15 protein-coding genes are annotated in these 18,869 nt (G+C 41.3%); 7 read left to right on the top strand and 8 right to left on the bottom strand.

All coding sequences use genetic code 11. The features are described from left to right. Positions 1–13 precede the first annotated feature (13 nt). Together FM038_RS11915 and FM038_RS11910 are read right to left on the bottom strand one after the other, a co-directional pair. Positions 14–322 (bottom strand): single-stranded DNA-binding protein, encoded by a 309-nt coding sequence (locus FM038_RS11915; RefSeq protein ID WP_142874906.1) that lies wholly within the window; start codon positions 320–322, stop codon positions 14–16. An 11-nt stretch (positions 323–333) separates the two neighbouring features. Beyond that, positions 334–1,452 carry a phage/plasmid replication protein, II/X family gene (locus FM038_RS11910; RefSeq protein WP_223293062.1) on the bottom strand — a complete coding sequence of 373 codons (1,119 nt, stop codon included), beginning with the start codon at positions 1,450–1,452 and terminating at the stop codon, positions 334–336. 148 nt (positions 1,453–1,600) lie between these two features. Between FM038_RS11910 and FM038_RS11905 the strand changes: the two genes are divergently transcribed. Together FM038_RS11905 and FM038_RS11900 are read left to right on the top strand one after the other, a co-directional pair. Beyond that, positions 1,601–2,068 (top strand): helix-turn-helix domain-containing protein, encoded by a 468-nt coding sequence (locus FM038_RS11905; protein ID WP_199242690.1) that lies wholly within the window; start codon positions 1,601–1,603, stop codon positions 2,066–2,068. A 388-nt stretch (positions 2,069–2,456) separates the two neighbouring features. Continuing rightward, positions 2,457–2,633: a YodC family protein gene (locus tag FM038_RS11900; RefSeq protein ID WP_142874904.1), complete on the top strand. Its 177-nt coding sequence runs from the start codon at positions 2,457–2,459 to the stop codon at positions 2,631–2,633. A gap of 291 nt (positions 2,634–2,924) precedes the next feature. Here the strand turns inward: FM038_RS11900 and FM038_RS11895 are convergent, their stop codons facing one another. Continuing rightward, a complete protein-coding gene (locus FM038_RS11895; protein WP_199242689.1) occupies positions 2,925–3,314 on the bottom strand; it encodes a DUF1090 domain-containing protein in 390 nt (129 codons plus the stop codon). 1,196 nt (positions 3,315–4,510) lie between these two features. Between FM038_RS11895 and FM038_RS11890 the strand changes: the two genes are divergently transcribed. Beyond that, entirely contained in the window at positions 4,511–6,178 is a 1,668-nt protein-coding gene (locus tag FM038_RS11890) for a sensor histidine kinase (RefSeq protein ID WP_142874903.1), read from the top strand. A 66-nt stretch (positions 6,179–6,244) separates the two neighbouring features. On the opposite strand, the gene FM038_RS11885 is transcribed toward FM038_RS11890, so the two are convergent. From FM038_RS11885 to FM038_RS11875, 3 genes are all read right to left on the bottom strand, one after another. Continuing rightward, entirely contained in the window at positions 6,245–7,396 is a 1,152-nt protein-coding gene (locus tag FM038_RS11885) for a flavin-containing monooxygenase (protein ID WP_223293061.1), read from the bottom strand. 230 nt (positions 7,397–7,626) lie between these two features. After that, positions 7,627–8,235, bottom strand: coding sequence for a thioredoxin domain-containing protein (locus tag FM038_RS11880; protein ID WP_142874902.1), 609 nt, complete (start codon positions 8,233–8,235; stop codon positions 7,627–7,629). 288 nt (positions 8,236–8,523) lie between these two features. Continuing rightward, positions 8,524–10,809, bottom strand: a complete 2,286-nt coding sequence (locus FM038_RS11875; RefSeq protein WP_142874901.1) for a collagenase — start codon at positions 10,807–10,809, stop codon at positions 8,524–8,526. Positions 10,810–11,308: 499 nt separating this feature from the next. On the opposite strand from FM038_RS11875, the gene FM038_RS11870 reads away from it, so the two are divergent. Further along, entirely contained in the window at positions 11,309–12,331 is a 1,023-nt protein-coding gene (locus FM038_RS11870; RefSeq protein WP_223293060.1) for a substrate-binding domain-containing protein, read from the top strand. Between the two features lie 182 nt (positions 12,332–12,513). Here FM038_RS11870 and aspA read toward each other — a convergent pair whose 3' ends face one another. Together aspA and FM038_RS11860 are read right to left on the bottom strand one after the other, a co-directional pair. Next, positions 12,514–13,959 (bottom strand): aspartate ammonia-lyase, encoded by a 1,446-nt coding sequence (aspA, locus tag FM038_RS11865; protein WP_142874900.1) that lies wholly within the window; start codon positions 13,957–13,959, stop codon positions 12,514–12,516. A gap of 205 nt (positions 13,960–14,164) precedes the next feature. Further along, positions 14,165–15,115, bottom strand: a complete 951-nt coding sequence (locus FM038_RS11860) for a GGDEF domain-containing protein (protein ID WP_142874899.1) — start codon at positions 15,113–15,115, stop codon at positions 14,165–14,167. Positions 15,116–15,555: 440 nt separating this feature from the next. Here FM038_RS11860 and FM038_RS11855 point away from each other — a divergent pair, with 440 nt between their 5' ends. The 3 genes from FM038_RS11855 to FM038_RS11845 all read left to right on the top strand — a co-directional run bounded on the left by FM038_RS11855 (position 15,556) and on the right by FM038_RS11845 (position 18,865). After that, a complete protein-coding gene (locus FM038_RS11855; RefSeq protein ID WP_223293059.1) occupies positions 15,556–15,930 on the top strand; it encodes a hypothetical protein in 375 nt (124 codons plus the stop codon). 266 nt (positions 15,931–16,196) lie between these two features. Beyond that, positions 16,197–17,573: a TolC family protein gene (locus tag FM038_RS11850; RefSeq protein ID WP_142874898.1), complete on the top strand. Its 1,377-nt coding sequence runs from the start codon at positions 16,197–16,199 to the stop codon at positions 17,571–17,573. Further along, on the top strand, positions 17,573–18,865 hold the full coding sequence (locus FM038_RS11845; protein ID WP_142874897.1) for an efflux RND transporter periplasmic adaptor subunit: 1,293 nt from the start codon (positions 17,573–17,575) through the stop codon (positions 18,863–18,865). The genes FM038_RS11850 and FM038_RS11845 overlap by 1 nt, the downstream gene beginning before the upstream one ends. Positions 18,866–18,869 lie beyond the last annotated feature (4 nt).

Raw genomic sequence — 18,869 nt, 5'->3', positions numbered from 1 at the left:
ATTTTCCCCTTAGCTATTTAGCTGAAGTAATCGCGCTGCTACTTGCATGCTTTGTGATTGGTGACATTGTTAGGCCGAAGCGTTTAAGCTCAAGCCCACCAAAGTTGTTAACGATGAAACTTGAGTTATCAACTTCATACTCACCAGCTAAATAAGCTTCTGCAGGACTATTAACTTGTAAGCGCATCTGTACTGGAAATTTACCGCCCAGGTATGCGTATGCTGTTTGCTCGTAAATAGTTCGTCCAGGCTTACCATCTTTAGGCTGCATGGTACGTGTATTGACGTTGATATCTTCTTGGAAAACTTCAATTTTAAGCATGTTAATAGCTCCTATGCGTAGGCTTTAAAAGGTAAAATGTTTGATTGTGCAACAACTGGTAATAGATACCAGTGCGGGATGGTTAACGGTTTAACATCAATAACTTCTGAACGTCTTAGTGTTGGACACATGCGGCTAACATCGAATTTCTGACCGATATCAATACCGATAATTTTTAGGCGGGCTTTATGTTCATAGAACTGTGTGGATTTAAGGGACTGCCTAAGGTCTGCACCGTGTTGCCACATAATGGCGTAGCTTTGTGTGGCGTTAGCGGCTTGGCGACTTTTCACCACACCTAAGGATATTAATTGGTCTGCAATAGTTTGATGCTCATCATGTGAGATTTGGATTGTTTGCATAGCTGTCTCGATCTCTTTTAGGTGCGGATAAAAGTCTAGTTCTGATACTCGGCCATAAAATTGCAACGTATGACGTTTTAGCAAGGCCTGTCTTAAGCTGTGTTCTTCGCGTACAACACCTGTTTTTTCACAGTAATTTATTAAGTTTTCTAAATAGTTAAGTCTGTCTGTTTGGACACCTACTTTTTTGCGGAGGTCTTTTGCAAGATGTCTTTTTAATTCAACAGATTTGTTATAGAGCTTGGTCATTATCCAAGTAGAACCTTCACCCCAATTGCAGGTATGTCCATCAGGATACAGCTTAGGTTTACGTCCTCGGCCAATTTGCATGGATGACATTCCACGGATAAAAGAAGCTTCTTTGCCCTTGCCTACTTGATGATTGACTGTCCAGTCGATTGCGGTAATTTCTGCACCGTTGCCGACCAATTGAGTTGTTTTTCCATCGGGTGTTTGACGATGAGATATTTGGGTGTTTTTAGTAAACGGAGGCAAATCATACCGAGCTAATACATGGTTAAAGATCTCCACACACTCATCAAGCGTTTGAAGACCAAAAAGGTTGTCCATACGTTGCCATCGAGAAGGATTGCCTTCTACCCTCACCCGTTGCCCATCACAGCGGATAGTGAGCTTAGTACTGTATGAGCCCTCTAGGATTTTCTGATTAACAGACGGTGGTAAATGCTCGCCTGTTTCGAGTTCGATCCGTTCAATAACATGACGACCCACGAGCGGTAATCCGCCAGCAGGATGGTCTTGTTGCATGAACAAACGATCGATGAAAAACAATTCTCTAAAATCCCTGTCAAGAGCTTTCACTTAAACTAATGTTTGTGTGAAGAGATACAAAAGTATGGTTAGATAGTAAGCCAAACAAAAGTGGGTGTAAACTAATATTAAAGTAGGTGTGAATATGGAAAACTTAAACATGAGTATTGGTAGCGTATTAAAAGACCGACGTATTGCATTAAATATCAAGCAGGAAGATATAGCCGAACAGATAGGCTTAACAGTTCAAACTGTAAGCAAGTGGGAGCGTGACCTTACAGAGCCGAAGGCCAGTCAGGTGGAAAAGCTAAGCAAGATACTGAAGATTACAGAAAAAGAGATCTGTAGCGGGACAATTGGTGCTGAGAGCCATATTGATCCTATTACTTTCATGAAAAAAGTCGCATCAGTGAAAGTGCTGCTAGACGATGTAACTTTTACCTCTATTTTGTACGATTGTATTACAGAGAAACAAGATTTCTTAGGGCATTTAGAAAAGGCTCTAAAACAAAGCCATGGCTTTAGTTCTGATGAGCTAAATAAAATATCAGCAGATGAGCTTTATGCAGCAAAGGAATCAACGAAGATTGAAAATATGGTCAATCAGAAGTAGTTGAGGAATCCGGATGTCCGGAGTTAGTTTGGGTGTAACAGGAACCCAAACACTTTTAAGGTCGATTTCTATCGGGGGCGCTTCGCTTGCCTCCCCCTCTTTTCATCTCTGCAATGCTAAGTAATTATCACTGAAAAGTACGGTATCCGTACTAGAGTCCACTGTTAAAGTATGTGGACTCTTAAATATACGCCCTATCGAATCCCGGAAGAAAAAATCAAAAGAGTGTCTGGCAGGTCGAAGGACTACAGCCACAAAAAAGCGTGACTGCTTTCAAGCGGTCACGCTACGCTAACATCAAACCTACGGTTTAATAATCCCTTCCATTGGACTTGAATCTTATTCCGATGTATTTTAATTCCTCATTTTAATTAATTGTAGGTTTATTATGAATTTAGGTGACATAGTTCGATTAAAAAGTGGTGGTCCAGCAATGACCGTAGCTACAACTGGTGGGGAAAATATTCTTTGCAGTTGGTTTATGAATAACAAGCTCGAGGAAGCTGTATTTGCTCCGCAGGCATTAGAACCTGTTGTTGAAGACGACAGTGCATATGACTTGTAAGTAGAGTAATTAAATTCGCACAATGTGCATTATGTGTAAACTTAGCCCTATTCAGGGCTATTTTTTTATCTACGATTCTACAAAAAAAAGCAGTTCAACATAACGGCTACCCTATTGTACGCATGGATGGATTCCAATGTACGTGCAATATATTAATGTCATATTCTAGCCATTTAGAGATGTCACATTTTGATATGCTTGGTGATAATTTATCCATGTATTGAGTTGTGCCATGTTGAGAGGTTTCGCTCATTTCGTATCCAGCGACTCCTCCAAATTAACTGTGTCAGGTTAAAGTGAGAGTCTATTCTTTGCTTCTTGAAGTTCATTCATAGCTTCTCGTAACTTTCTCTCTTTTTTATCAATTTTTTTCAGATTACCGCTCTCTTTTGCTTCAATTAAATCTTGTTTTCTTTCCGTCACTTTTTTCTCTTTTTCAGCAATTTTTTCCATTCGCTCAGCTTTCAGAGATTCATCTGTGCAGTTTTCGCTGATTTCTTGCAGTGCTTTTTCTAAACCCTCTAAACGTTGAGTATTTCCATATTTTTTTGCATAACTTATTTGCGTATTTATCTCTTGCTTTTTAGCAGCACAACCAGTTAATTGACTGGCATGGGCCGTGGTAGATAAAAAAAGTAAAGTTAATAACGTTACAGGTGTAAAAACATTGTTTAGCATCATTATGACCCAATAATTCGGAATATTTTAGAGCTAATAGTTTATATGAAGTTAGGGAAGATAGTTTTTTTTCGTGTAACTAAGTTGAGTTGGTCGATAAAATCATCTTTACCATTAAAGCTGGAATATCTAGGTACACTGCTAGATGGGTTTGATTATTATCTTCAATCGAAAATATGTTGAAGACGAAGAAGCACTTCGATATTCGGGTGGATTGGATACCAATGGTTGTCACGGAAGCCTTCATTTCAGGGTTATCAAATTTCGACATATGTTTTTAGCTGTCTCTTTATTTGTTGTATTGTCGGTGAAACCGTAAAAATAGTAAGCAGTCCACTTTAAGAAAGCAAAAACTATAGGCTATGTCGTGCTGTATTATGTTAGGCTGATCTTAGCTAGTGCTTCAATTATGTTTAAGCCCATCTGGTACATCTAGATTTATTCAATACATTGTACTCAGCGTTTTATTAATTACTTTTATAAAGGTTCGTTAAATACATGCACAGCCCTGAAATTGATGAGATAACATTAAAATTCCTTCTACTTTTGAGACGTTCTAAGACACTTAACACGTTAGAGATCATGACTGAAAGGCTGGAAAGAGATAACTTATTAGCCTCAGACCAAGAAGCAATCGCTGCAGCCTGGGTAATACGAGAAAAAGAAATACAGTGTGGTAAATAATTGAGTCATTTTCTTGTTTAATTCCTGTTACTTATGCCTGCTAGACTTATTTCTAATAATGCAATTCCATCAGTTATAATTTCTATTCATTCTGTGATATTTAATCTCAGTGTAATCAGTGTAAATAGTCAGAAAAACTTGTTGTGAGCCCCCTACTCCTCTTAGCCGTTACTATCACTATCACAACTAGATTCAGAATCACAATTAGAAACTAACTTGGAAACACAAAATCCTGAGACAGGCCTAAATAATACGGCAACACTCACTCTTTCCTTTTAGGTAAACAACTGAAATATAGTCAGAATGTTTCTCTGCCAGTGTTCCTACCCGTTTTACTCAGCCCAAGTCTTGAATGGCCCTTAAGTCCTGAATTTAACCATCTAGTTCAGAGTTAAATTTGTATTTTTGAACTACACTTTCAGCTAGGGGTAATACGCTTGCCTAGTGGCGATTCATGGTCAAGCCAGTTATCGGCTTCCTTATTAAGTATTGGTTAATAGCAACTGGTTTTGATATTGAACAAATCTAATACACATCTATTTATTTGGTTGACCATAGGCATTAGTCTAGCTGTTCATGCTGCCGCACTTATTATTAGTAACACCATTCTTGAATCCTATGTCTGGCCACTGCCGGAGGCTCACTCATCTATTGAGATGTTTGGCTCTGCTATCGCCCTATTCCTTGCTGTCTTATTAATCGTCTTTGAGAAGAGCGGCCGGGGTACCAGCCACAATATTGAAATCGCCTGCGCAATGATAGCCATGGGGACACTCGATGGTTTTCATGCCATAGTCGAAGTCGGCCAGCAATTTGTTTGGCTACACAGTTTAGCCACTCTCGCTGGCGGCCTGTTATTCTCATCTTTTTTACTGACCAAAGGCGGCTTATCGAATAATTTTTCTGCACCGTGGATAACACTTGCAGCCTCTATTATGGTGGGAGTATTAAGCCTGATCTTCGCCCCGTTAATACCTAGTATGGTGCGTGAAGGTGAATTCACTATGACAGCCCTAATGCTTAACCTTGTTGGCGGAATTGGATTCTTTATTGCTGCATTTAAACTAATAAAAACTAACCAGAAAACCAATAATATTAATGATCTTCTGTTTAGCATGCACTGTTTATTATTTGGCGCAGCTGCGATCATGTTTGAACAATCGGCATTATGGGATCTTGCATGGTGGGGCTGGCACCTTCTCAGATTAATGGCGTACTTGGTGGCTGTCACTTTTCTAATCTTAGAAGGCCTAGTAATATTAAAGGATCTGAAAAACTATCACAGTAATTTAGAAGAAAAAGTCTTGGATAGAACTCTTGAGCTTGAAAATGCTAATCAAAATTTAAATAGCGCATTGACAGAGCTCACTGCCACGCAAGATCAATTGATCCAGCGAGAAAAAATGGCATCCCTTGGTGAGTTAGTTGCAGGCGTTGCCCACGAGATCAATACCCCAATAGGTATCGGCGTCACCTCGACCTCTTTTCTTGAGCAAAATGTCCAAAGAATTAGCCAAGCCTATAAGGCAAATGAGCTGTCATCCGAAGAGCTTGAAAGCTTTATCGACACCACAGAGCAAACTTGCGAGCTGCTGACATCAAACCTTCAGCGGGCAGCCTTGCTGGTCAGCAGTTTCAAACTGGTTGCTGTAGAGCCTTCAGATGTCAAAATTCGCAAGTTTAAGGTTAAGGAATACCTCGACGGGATAATATTTTCAATCAATGATTCTGTGAAAGACCACAGCTATAGCGTCATCTTAGAATGTGATCCAGGCTTAGTCATTGTGAGTAAACCTTGCACATTATCCAAAATAGTCAGAAATCTTATTCTTAATTCAGTCCATCATGCATTCGGTTTTAATCATAAAGCTGACGATGCTGATATCAGTTCGATAGATACGATTAAAAAAGGGCTTATCAAAATCTCAATCAACTGCATAGATGACGAGGTTCACTTGATATATCAGGATAACGGCATAGGACTAACTGATGAGCAGAAACAGAAAATATTCAACCCTTTTTATACCACTAGCCGCAACCGAGGTAGGGTCGGCCTTGGTGCACACATCATCTACAATCAGGTTTTACAGGGGTTGAGAGGTTCAATAGAAGTCAGCAGTGATCTTAATCAGGGGACTCGATTTGATATCAGATTCCATGTTAATGGCTGCAAAGATTGTTAGACAACTCAATATAAAAAGCAGCCGATACTAACGGCTGCCTCGATGTTGAACCTATTCTGATAGCCGTTACTTAAGCGTTGCAACCTCTTTTCTTACGCCTTCAACAACAGCTTCTACAAGCCCTTCAGAATTTGATCCATATGGTGATTTTTCTGTGACTGTAGCGCGATCACCATAATGGTTTTTCTGGATATAGCTCATTAAGTATTCTGCATCTCTCCACACTCCACCAAGAGTTGCAGAGCCTCGGGTATACAGCCAAGGAAGTCCAATAAAGTACAATCCATCGACATCATCACTGACCCCTCGATAATTACTCGGGTAGTTCATCTCATCGAAGGTGATATTTTCAATCCAGAAAAAGTTCGGTTTAAATCCTGTCGCCCAGATAATATTTTTGATACTACTGATGCTGCCTTTTTGGAATTTTATACAGGTTTCGTCAGCTGATAATGTTCTCCCCATATGGATCACATTCTTTCTTGCCAGTAGCGTCTTTACGTCGGTACCTATCACAGGTTGCACACCTTTACTCAACCATTTACCAATTCTGCTAAAACGTGTCACCGATAAAAAGCCAATTTTAGTGAACCACCACCATAATGTTTTGCCTAAAAATGATTGTGGGATCGCGGTGATTTTATCGGTTCCAGAGAAATGAACAGTGCGTCCAGTCTCTGCAATTTCTGATAAAATCTGTACACCAGAATCTCCTGCCCCGACCACTAAACAATCACCATCTTGTAGCTGCTCTGGACTTTTGTAGTGTTCACTGTGTAATTGAAGCACATTTTCAGCAATATCAGCGTGGCAAGGGGGCGTATAAGGCGTATGGAAAGGACCCGTGGCTATAATGAGCTGTTTGGCCTGGAAACTCCCCGTCGAACTGATTATTTCAAATATGCCGTTAACTTTTTTTACTGAGGTGATTCTTTGATTAAATTCAATGGGTATCGAAAACTTTTCAACATAACTTTTCAGATAGTCTGCCACTTCATATTTATTGGGGTAGTAACCTTTAGGAAATGGAAATAACAGCCCCGGAAGATGATTATATTCAGTAGGCGTAAATAACTTTAGCGAATCCCAGCGTTTTAGCCAAGGTGCACCGATATGCTCATTGGCGTCTAAAATTAGGTAATCTTTGTTATTTTTGGATAAGTTATACGCCATAGACAGTCCAGACTGCCCAGCGCCAATGATGATAAATTCTTTCATGGACCCCAAATAAGTGCTTATTAATATTATTATGCGCGGTATTCTAACAGATCATGGCAACCGAACCTGACTATTCATGAAAAGGGTTTGTGAATATGGTGTAAAACAAGGCATACATTTGGCGGTAAATTTAGGAAGGAGGCATACAATGGTCGCATAAAAAAACCACGTATTCACCGTGGCTTTCTATTTAGACCTGATTTATTCGTCACTTTTGGATCACTAGGCAGCTATTTAATTGCGGCAATCTCTTTGGCAACAGCAACAACCACGGCTTCAGGGTTGCTAAGATATTGTGAGTGATCGATAAAGATGGCGTGATCATCAACCGTCATCACTAGCGCAGGAAAAGATGTAGTGCCAATCATCTCTTGGATTTCTGCGATATCGGATAATACATATTCTGCATCGCTACTCAACTCATCCTTAAACACTTTATTTGACGGAGATAGTTTGAATCTCTCTACAATTTCAGTGAAATCATGCTTAGTCGTTAGTGGGTTGCCTTCGACAAAGTGCGCTCTTAGTAGTGCGTTGAGCACTGGCAGTTGTTTATCAGCCAGTTTACTCTGCATCCAACCCATTAAGTTTGCCACTTTAATGGAGTTTTTAGGGCTGTTAGCGTAACGGATATGATCTCTACCAAATTTAAGTCCACTGATCCTGGCAACGTCTTCCATCTGTTCTTCGCCTGCACTGTCAGTGCCTATAAAGTGCGCACTATGTAACAGATGAACATTCATCTCTGGATACGCTTCTTTTAATGCATTAACTAAAGGAGTCGTTCCGTAACTCCATGGGCAGTGTGAATCGTAGATAAAATAAAGCTCGGTGGTCATTAAATTGTGTCTTATTAGCAATTAGATGGCGTGATACTAAATAGTTTGACGCTATTATTCAATCCTTGTGTTGAAGATGATTCAGATTTCGTAATCAAGCTCTTGTTAATGCAGCTCTATTAGGTTCAAGTCAAAACACCATTAGGTCAGTAAATACCTATGTTATTTTCGGTGACTAAACTCGATACATTAAAAGGCGGCGTTAGGCATAGCGCTAACGCCGCGAATCTTGATAACCTTTATCGTTAATCACTCATTAAAAGTGGTGAGTGGTTATACCGATTGGTATTATTCAAGTACGAAAATATTACTCGTGTCATTTAGGTCTAGTACCCCAACACATTGATCATTACTGTCAGTAACCATCATACGGTCGCCTACAGTCCAAAAATCTGCACTGTACATCTCGTTTTGATTTAGCGTTGCGTACACATTGCTTAGGTATGGTTGGCCGGAATCGGTATCCATCCAATACAAGTTATATGCCGTGGTGCCAATATTTGCCACAATAAACTCAGGAGCACTTCCTGATTGACGAGTATACGGCACAGCAAGATCACAGCTGCCCATCTCGGCTGTCGCTTCGGGGATGATGATTTCGTTAACCGCATCGACAACATGCTCAGCTAAGATCTCAAACTGGTTATCGCTATCATTGAGTATCGCTACGCCTAAACAGTTATCTCCGCCATCAGTCAACATCACACGCTCACCAACACGCCAGTTATCAGGTGTAAAACTTTCACCTTGAGCGAGTGTCATATACGCGCCACCGGCTTTATCAGCTTGTGAAGTACTCAGCCAATAAACCTTTACTGGTGTCTCTGTGGTGTTGGTAACCGCCACTTCCGTCGCATGGGTATAAGACGTACGATAAGTTTCGGCGAGGCTACATGTACCCAGTGTGCCTTTAGCGGGCCAATGGGGCAGATACGGTTCAGTGACTTGTGTAAGCTCCATCGCAGCAGGTAGCTCAACGCTACAATCAATACCCGAACAAGCAGATAGATACAGATCGATAATATCAGCACCGACAAAATCTGAGCCGATTGTCACATAATAGTCACCCGCTACTGGGTTTTCTATCGTGCAGGTTTCGCTGTTGGTATCAAGCGTCGCGGACACACAGCTAGCACTGGCATCAACTGATGGATGGTAAGCTTGTGACTCATTCACCCACAGATCAACATTGCCTGAGCCACCTTGTGTCTTGATGGTAAAAGACTGGGTCCCTTGGGGGATGCTCACCGAATATAACCAACCTCCTCGACCGTTTATCTGGGCATATTCTCCCAGTGGAAGATCTGTGTTGCTATCACTAAATTGTGAAGGTAATTCATTGGTGTACCAGGCCTCAAACTCAGCCTGGTTATCTATTGACACGGTATCGAGTAGTGCATAATAGCCATCCCAGTCACCGGCGCGCATTAGGCTAAGCATCTGAGTCACTGTTTCAGGCTTTGTCTCGATAAGAAAACTAACCGCCAGCTCTCCCCAAGAGTAAGCATTGCTTTCTCCGGCAAAAATCTCTGCTAGGCTATATTTTTGCGCTTCTTTTGCTGTGATAACACTTTGGTATCTCTCTTTATAGAAGGTACCCAAATACTCGGCTAAGCCTTCAGACCACCAGCCCATATCACTACGATATCCGCCTTCTTTATTATATCTTCCGTCTAACGCATGAATATATTCATGATCTAGCGAGCGGATCACATCACGTCCACCGCTCCACTCTAAGGCGTTAAATGTTAACACCGTCGAGTCATGCCACCAGTCTGTGGGCGACGTTTCAAAATAAATTCCACTGGTATTACTGGTATCAAACAAGTGTTCAGCCCATGCGGCATGATTAGATAGACTGGCGAATACATTGAAGTTAGTGATCTGGTTAAGATCCTTGTCAACAGGTTGGCCAAATTCCGGTGCAATGAGTTCACTTAACACAGTATCAAAACGCGTCTTGGTTTCAATGAGCACCGCACAAGCTTTATCGACCTGCTCTGTCGTCATGGCTTGAGAACGAATACGTACCGAGTCATCACATAATCGACTGTGATTGAAAATACTCGTTGTTGCTAAAATTGACGCATCCACAGTGGCCGAATCGGCATAGGCATCGACCAAAATATGATATCGACCTGCCAATGGATTATCTATGATACAGGCTTCATTATCCCCTGCGCCGTTATAAGAGACACAATCGAAATTCCCTGTCTCTCCCGCTGTAGCGACTTGATCATATTTAACGTACACATCGGGATCGCCTAATGCTTCATTAGCGGTACCATTAAACAGGCTGACAACCAGTGTTGGTGAATCTTCTTCTACATCAACATAGAAAGAAACTGGCTCAGAGGTTGAGATATGCTCGGTAACTAGACCTAATGCTAATGGCTCACCAATTTGTTCCTCTTCAATCGGTGGTACAGGTATCACTGGCTCCACGACAGTATCTGTATCATCGCTTCCACCACAAGCACTCAGTGCTAGTGTGATAGCAAGGCTTAAGCCTAATGGTTTAAATGAACGTACCTTTAAGGCTGGAATTGCTCTTACCCAATTTTTAGAAGACATAAAACTCCATCAATGTATCTAGTTGTTATTATTGTTTAAACTGACCAATACTTTCAATCTTCCTAAAATAGTGCGATCAGTTAATCGTGACCATTTGTTAATAAAATGAAAACTGACACAAAAAAGTAACAAATTGGATAAAGTATTCAAAGTGAGATTTATTCATCTTGACTAAATCTGAACGAATGAAATATACGTAGAAGAGTTTTTACAACGTTAGATGAGGAGATATACCCATTGCATTAAACATATAATCAATTCAGAGACTCTCTGAAATCTCAATTCAAAGGGCATTGGTAAAAATGGTAATTCCCTTTTAAATCACTTTTATGTATACGCAAATTGTCTAAATAAATCGTTTTACGAGCTAGTTGGCCTAAAATAAAGAGAATACTTGCTCAATAGGTTATCTTAACAAAAGCCAGCTGCACTCACAGGTGACACAAGGCTTTACCCTGTTAAAACTTAACTAATCGACTCATTATTTTTAGGAGGAAGTGTGGCAAAGTTACTTATGCTGTTTATTATATTTAGCCTCTTCCCATCACTTGCAGCGAGTGCAAATGATTTACGGTTTGCTATTGTGCCGAAGTTTTATGGTGTTTTTTTTGATCAAAGTGGAAATGGTTGTAAAGATGTGGCCACTCAAATAGAAGGAGTAGAGTGCGTATATCGTGGGCCTGAAACAGCAAGTGTAAGAATACAAGACAAGATAATAGAACAACTGATCAATGAAGGCATCGATGGTATCGCTGTTGCCATCACACAATCTAAATTTCTCGCTGAGAATAGCCTACAACAAGCTAAACAAGCAGGAATTCCTATTATTACGTATGATTCTGATTTTGACGCTCTTACCTTAGAAAAGTATAAGGATTTGCGTTTAGCTTATGTAGGGACAGACAATTTTGAGTTTGGTATGGCTTTAGGGGAGCAATTAAAAATATTACGGCCCAATGGAGGAACACTGATTATTCAATCCGGACGACCTGATTCTCCCAATTTGAACCTGAGAATTATGGGCGTACGTACTGCGCTTTCAGGAAAGAAATATGCTAGTCCTCCAGGACAATTACTCTTAAACGATCAAGGATGGACTGAAGTCCGAGAGCCTTTTTTCAATTTTGACCAGCTTACTCGGGCTGTTAGACAAATGGAGTCCGTGATGAAAGGACAGCCAATACGAGCAGACTCATTTATTGCTGTTGGTGGTTGGCCTCAAAATAACGATGCCCTCTATCGAAAAATGATTGAGCCGTACAAAGGGAAGCTAGATAGAAAAGAGATGGTAGTTGTTCTTTCAGATGCATCAGCCCCTCAGTTAGCAATGTTGCGTAACCATCTTGCTCATGTAAATATTGGTCAAAACCCCTATGAAATGGGCAGGCAAGCAATATTAACACTGCTTAAAATTGTAAAAAAACAAAAATATGAGGAAGTCATCCATACTCCTTTGAATTTTTGTTCGCCAGATAACTATGATACTTGTACTAAAAGCTCACCAATGACCCATTATGACTAAGCAGTCTGGGATGAAAGCGATCAATTTATCCAACAGCCAACATTTGAATTTATTACAGAGAACTTCGTGGAGCTTGCTCTCACCTCGCTAAAGAAGCGCATAAAACATATTGATGCGCTTCTTACCAACCACCAGCTGTTAAAGTCTCTTGATTAAAGTCGCTTAACTCAATGACTCAAGCGTTATTTATTAAAACGTTGCGCTTTATATTGCGGATTCATGAGGTTTTCGATTGAAAATATCTCATCGAGTTGTGACTCTGACAGTAAACCTCTGGCGAGTACCACTTCACGCACATTCTTACCGGTTTCAGCACATATCTTGCCGATAATATCACCTTCATGATGACCAATGAACGGGTTGAGATAGGTAATAATGCCAATTGAGTTAAGCACAAACTCCTGACAGATTTCACGGTTTGCTGTGATCCCCTTGATGCACTTATCATTTAATGAGAAACACGCATTTTCAAGCAGTGATAGCGACTCAAATAGACACTGACCAATAACAGGTTCCATCACATTGAGCTGTAATTGACCCGCTTCTGCCGCCATAGTGATAGTCAAATCATTGCCACAGACTTTAAAGGCCACCTGATTGACGACTTCTGGAATAACCGGGTTAACTTTAGCTGGCATAATTGACGAGCCTGCTTGCATCTCAGGTAAATTGATCTCATTTAATCCTGTACGAGGCCCAGAGGACAACAAGCGTAAATCATTACAGATTTTAGACAGCTTTATAGCGAAACGTTTCAGGGCACTTGATAACATCACATAGGCGCCACAGTCAGATGTTGCTTCGACTAAATCTTCTGCAGGAACGAATGGATGGCCGGTGATCTCGGCAAGCTTAGTGATAGCCAGTACTGAGTAGCCATCGGGGGCATTAAGGCCTGTACCGATTGCCGTTGCACCTAAGTTTATCTCAAGCAATAACTCCTGACAGCGCTTAATACTCTTAATTTCTTCTTTTAGCGTAATACCAAAAGCGCGAAATTCTTGGCCTAACGTCATAGGTACCGCATCTTGTAACTGGGTGCGCCCCATTTTTAACACATCATTAAATTCTACTGATTTATCCATTAAAGTATCAATCAGTAATGTTAGTGCCTCAATAACGCTATTGGTTCGTTCAAACAAGGCAACCCTAAATCCAGTAGGATAGGCATCGTTAGTGCTCTGGCTCTTATTAACGTGATCATTGGGGTTAATAAACTGATATGCACCTTTAGGCTGACCTATTTGTTCAAGCGCAATATTGGCAATCACTTCATTGGTGTTCATATTGACCGATGTGCCCGCACCGCCCTGAAAAGCATCAACCGGAAATTGTGCGTAATATTCATCGCTAGCTAACAAGGTATCGCAGGCTTTAATGATTGAATCGGCTATTTCAGTCGAAATCGTTCCTAGTTCACCATTTGCCATGGCTGCCGCTTTCTTCGTTTTGACCATACCACGGACAAACTCGACACAATCACCTACCTTCTCATTGCTGATTTTGAAATTTTCTACAGCCCTTAATGTATGAATGCCAAAATAGGCTTGGTTGGGGATCTCTTTCGAGCCTAATAGATCGGTTTCTGAACGTGTGCCTTCTGCGAAGCTTGTATACATAACTGTCATGAGTCGGTCTGCTTTTTGTTTCAATGGGGGGATGATGAGGTTAGATCCTAAGATTTTGATCTTTTAGATAGTATCTATATTCATGAGGGTAACATGGGAGTCTCTGAGGGGTAAATCGGTAATGGCATTTAAATAATTTGAGTCATATTCTGTTTAAAACAGTGACTATCATGATGATAGATTAGCGCTTAAAAAGCGCCAGTATTCAAAAACTACAGACCGTGTTTCTATTTCTGCCTTTTGCTTCATACAGGGCCGTATCGGCTTGGTGGATCATGGTTTGCAAATTTTGTTGCCTGAAGTAGGATACGCCGATACTTACCGTGAGTCTGAGCTGTTTACCATCATCTAAGGACATGGCACTGTTTGCTAAGGTTTCTCTATAATATTCAGCCAGCACTGCAGCATCACCTTCACTCGTTCCTGAGACGATGATCAGAAACTCCTCTCCACCATAACGGATTAACACATCGTTCATTCTACTCGTTGACAACAATTTTTTAGCGATGAATTGCAGGGCTTTATCTCCGACAATATGCCCATATCTATCATTAACTTGCTTAAAATAGTCGACGTCTAGCATGAACACTGCTAATTGACTTCCCCCTCTGCTAGCGATCTTATGGTGTATCTCTCCCTGCCTGAGCCCCTCACGACGATTGTATAATCCCGTGAGGTCGTCTAGTGTCGCGTGTTTTGTCAGTACTGCTTCGAGCCTTTTCTGCTCAGTGATATCAAAGATAACCCCAATAAGCCCGGCAACGTTACCGTCGGTATCCATAAAGCTCGTTTTATGAAATTTAACGAATAGATCATCGCCTTGGAGTGATTTGATCTGCTTTTCGTAGACTTGATTACCAGGGCTATCAAATAGCGCTTGATCGGCCTGTTGATACACATCTGCCAATTCTTTATCAAACAATTCGTAAACACTGCGGCCAATCAACTGTTTACGCGTCAATTTGATGAACTCTTCAAAGGCTTTATTGCACCCCAGATACACCCCTGCAATATCTTTGTAGAAAATAGGCACTGGCAAGGTATCTATCATTAACTGCAATACTGGGCTGTTATTAGAGAGAAAAGACAGCAGATCTGGCTGTATTAGCTCCGAAACAAGGTTTGATGAAGCTTTTTTTGACGAGTTATTCTTCATTCATAATGTCACTTATTTCATTTAGTTCGTGTCTTACTCGGCTTGACCGTGTGCATACGATTTTCTATCACTTTGTCGATTCGCTTAATGCTAGCTATACATCATACCCTATCCAGAGGGAGTAACACATTTGAGTAACAACATTGAGTCAAACAAGTATAAACCCGCTAACTTAATAAACAAAATTAGATCTCTGTACTGGATTGAATTGCTGCGGAAATAACCTCCTTTATTTATGAATCTTCACCATTTTAGAACCTATATCACGCATTTAGCATTCAATCGCTTAATTAATAAAATTTTATCATTTCTTTCTAGACCTTAAAATCTGACTCTGGTTTAATACCGCTTGATTTAGGCTGAGGTGATAAACGTATCACTTGGGGTGGCTTAAATGAGTTAAAATAAGGCCCTATTCACTTTCACATTGGAAATAACACTTGTTCAATACGAATACAACAACACAGATAATGCAATCTAAGTTGGCACTAGTACTCTTGCTAGTGATGTTCGTGTCGCAATTATTTCCGACTTGCGTTGCTTCTGACATTCATATCAATGATCTCGTCTCTTCTGAAGTGAACAACTCGTACCAAATATCAGAACCTTGCTGCCATACCCAGGGACCGACCTGTGGACATGCTAATAACGCTAGTGAGCAAGACAGTCACGACGATGATTTTCATACCTCTTGTCATCCTCCTATGGAATTAACGTTTACGACTAAGGTTAATCGAACTCAAGATGTGTACCTTTTCTCGGTGCACTATCAAAATAAAAGCTACGCCCCGCCCATTCCGCCGCCTCATGGCTGAGCTCAATTAAACATAACCGCTTATTTTTGTTTGATTGAGTCTTAGCAGCATACTTAGATTTATCTATCGCGACATAATGCTTTCACTTGCCCGTTTTCTTTTGGGCATTGAGTGAGGGAATTCATGTCAGCCTATGTTGAGTATGCGCTCAAGACTTGAGTCAATCTGCCTGTACAAGTGATTAATAGGGTTCGAACTGCTTTTATCAAGCAGGTTTAAATTCATTAATCTCAATTGACAGACGGTGTTAACTGGAGTTAATTCTCGTGAAGAGAGATCAAAATATCACTTATGTGGCCTGCCAACGTGCATTGGTCACTGTGAGTCTGTGTGCCCTTGCCCTTTTTGCTGGTAAGGCAATTGCACAGACTGATACAAATAGAACCGTAATCAGTTTGCCTTGGGTATTAGAGAAAACACTACTTTCTCATCCTCAATTACAGACTTTCCCCTATGAAGTTAGAGTCAATGAAGCGCTAACGTTACAAGCGGGGATCAGGCCTAATCCTCAAGTCTCGGTTGAGGTCGAAAACATCTTAGGTACTGGTGAGATGCAGGGCGTTAATAACGCAGAGATAACCTTAGGGTTAAGTCAACTCATCGAACTCGGTGACAAACGCCAACGTCGTATTGATCTCACTCAGGCTAGTGAGCGTCAGATCTTGAGCCAATATGAGATCTTACGTTTGGATATATTGGCCCAAGCGACTCAACGCTATTACCAAGTGCTACGTCTTCAAGCCCTCACCGACTGGAACCTAAGACGGATCCGCGTAGAAGAGAATGCGTTAAAAACCATTGAGTCCCGAGCCAAAGCCGGCGCAGTATCAGCAGCCGATGTCTCTAAGATGGCACTGCGATTAGCTCGAGCCAACGCCTTTAAACATCAGCTTATTGGTGATACTCAACTTGCAAAACATCGACTTGCAAGTATGTGGTCAAGCGAAGCACAATTTGGGAAGGTTAAAGGCGAGTTAAATACACTTTCTCAGCTACCGACTGCAGCCAGTGTGCTCAATGCCATTGAAACAGCACCTCAATACCTTCAATTGCTGAGTATTGAGCGAGTCATGTATGCCAATCGTCGTATGGAAGAAGCTAAAGCGCAGTCTGATATTACCTTAGGCGTAGGTATACGCAGCTATGATGGTTTTGATGATGGCGCGCTAATGTTCAATTTTTCAATGCCTATTTCTCTGTCTAACCCCAATCAAGGCAATATCCTTGCAGCAAAAGCTAAGCAAGATATGGCTTTTGAGCAACAAAAAATTGCTCGAAGCCAGCTAAAACTCACGCTACTTGAAATTCATCAGGCAATGGTCAACAACGCTAAACAAGCTATTTTACTCAAAAATGAGCTTCATCCACTAGCGCTGCGCTTGCTCAAAGAAACTGAGACGGCTTACCACGCAGGACAAGTCAATGTATTGCAACTAGCCGATGCGCAATCAGACTTGTTCCGTGTTGAGAGAGAGCTGATTGAAGCTAAGGTTGCGGTTTATCAACAACAGCTCGAGCTTGAGCGGATCACTGGCCAGTCGATGAGTGCCAGACAGTTAGATTCTCATAGCCATCATGTTTCAGAAGCTAAATTACAAACACATTCTATCACTGGGCCAATATCGGCACAGGAGAACAAATAATGAATTTCAAATTAAATAAGCTTACATCCTCTTTTATCGCTGCTGCCATCACCTTATCGGTATTCAGTCTTTCAACTATGCTGCCAGTTAACACTGCGTGGGCGAGTGGCGATCATGGTCACGGTCATGAGGAGAAAGAGGAACATGTTGAAGAGGGTCCACATGGTGGCCGTCTATTACACCAGGGTGACTTTCAAATTGAGATCACTATGGCTGAATCTGGGATCCCGCCAGAAATGCGAGTCTACGGCTATCATAAGGGCGAACCGGTTTCACCTGACGCGATCAAACTGCAATTAAAGCTTAACCGCCTCGGTGGTAACACCGACACAGTGACATTTATCTCTGAGGGTGATTATCTGGTGAGCACCCAAAGTGTGGCCGAACCTCACTCTTTTGAAGTTGAAGTTCACGCGGGATTCAACGACAAATCTTTTGACTGGCACTATGAAAACTATACCGGCCGAACTGAGATTAATGACCGTTTACTCCAATTATCTGGGGTAAAAACCCAATCAGCTAGTAGCCAACAGCTGACTTTTATTGACACCTTATTTGGCATTGTCGCGCCGATAGCAGATAAACAATTCAGCGTTACCGCACCTTATACCGGCGTTATCGAACAGCTTCATGTGAGCATAGGTGACAAGATTTTGAAGGGCCAAGTGATTGCAACGGTACGTAATTCTAGCACTTTGCAAACCTATCAAGTCATGAGCCCAGCGAGCGGTCAAGTCACCGAGCAACTGCTCAGTTTAGGCGACAACACCTTCAACCGAGCATTGCTCCGTATTAGTGACTTATCTTCTGTTTGGATTGACCTTTCTGCATTTCCTAAGAGCATAGATAAGTTATCAATAGGCCAAAAAGTAACGATTGGCGATGACCATGATGCACAAGGCAATCAACACAGTCTCGAGTCCGCTAATAGCACAATTAGTTACATAGCACCCACTATGACAGGTGGTCATATTGCTCGAGTCAGGGCTGTGATTGACAATCAGCATGGCCACTGGCGCCCAGGAATGCACATACAAGCCCACATAGAAACCCGTACTAAAGCAGTGCCTTTAGCGGTTCGTGTTGATGCCTTACAAACTTTTATGGATAAGCCCGCGGTATTTGTAAAGCATGGCAACACCTTCGAGGTACGCATGTTGACCTTAGGTGAAAGTGATGGCGTGTATACCGAGGTCTTAGCCGGCCTTGAAAATGGTAGCGAATACGTCACCCAAAATAGTTATTTATTAAAAGCAGACATCATGAAAGATGCCGCTAAACACGTACACTAGGAGA

This window comes from Shewanella eurypsychrophilus (genome assembly GCF_007004545.3).
GTDB classification, from domain to species: Bacteria; Pseudomonadota; Gammaproteobacteria; order Enterobacterales; family Shewanellaceae; genus Shewanella; species Shewanella eurypsychrophilus.
Note: the sequence above shows the minus strand (reverse complement) of the source record. Positions and strands in the feature narration are given on the sequence as shown.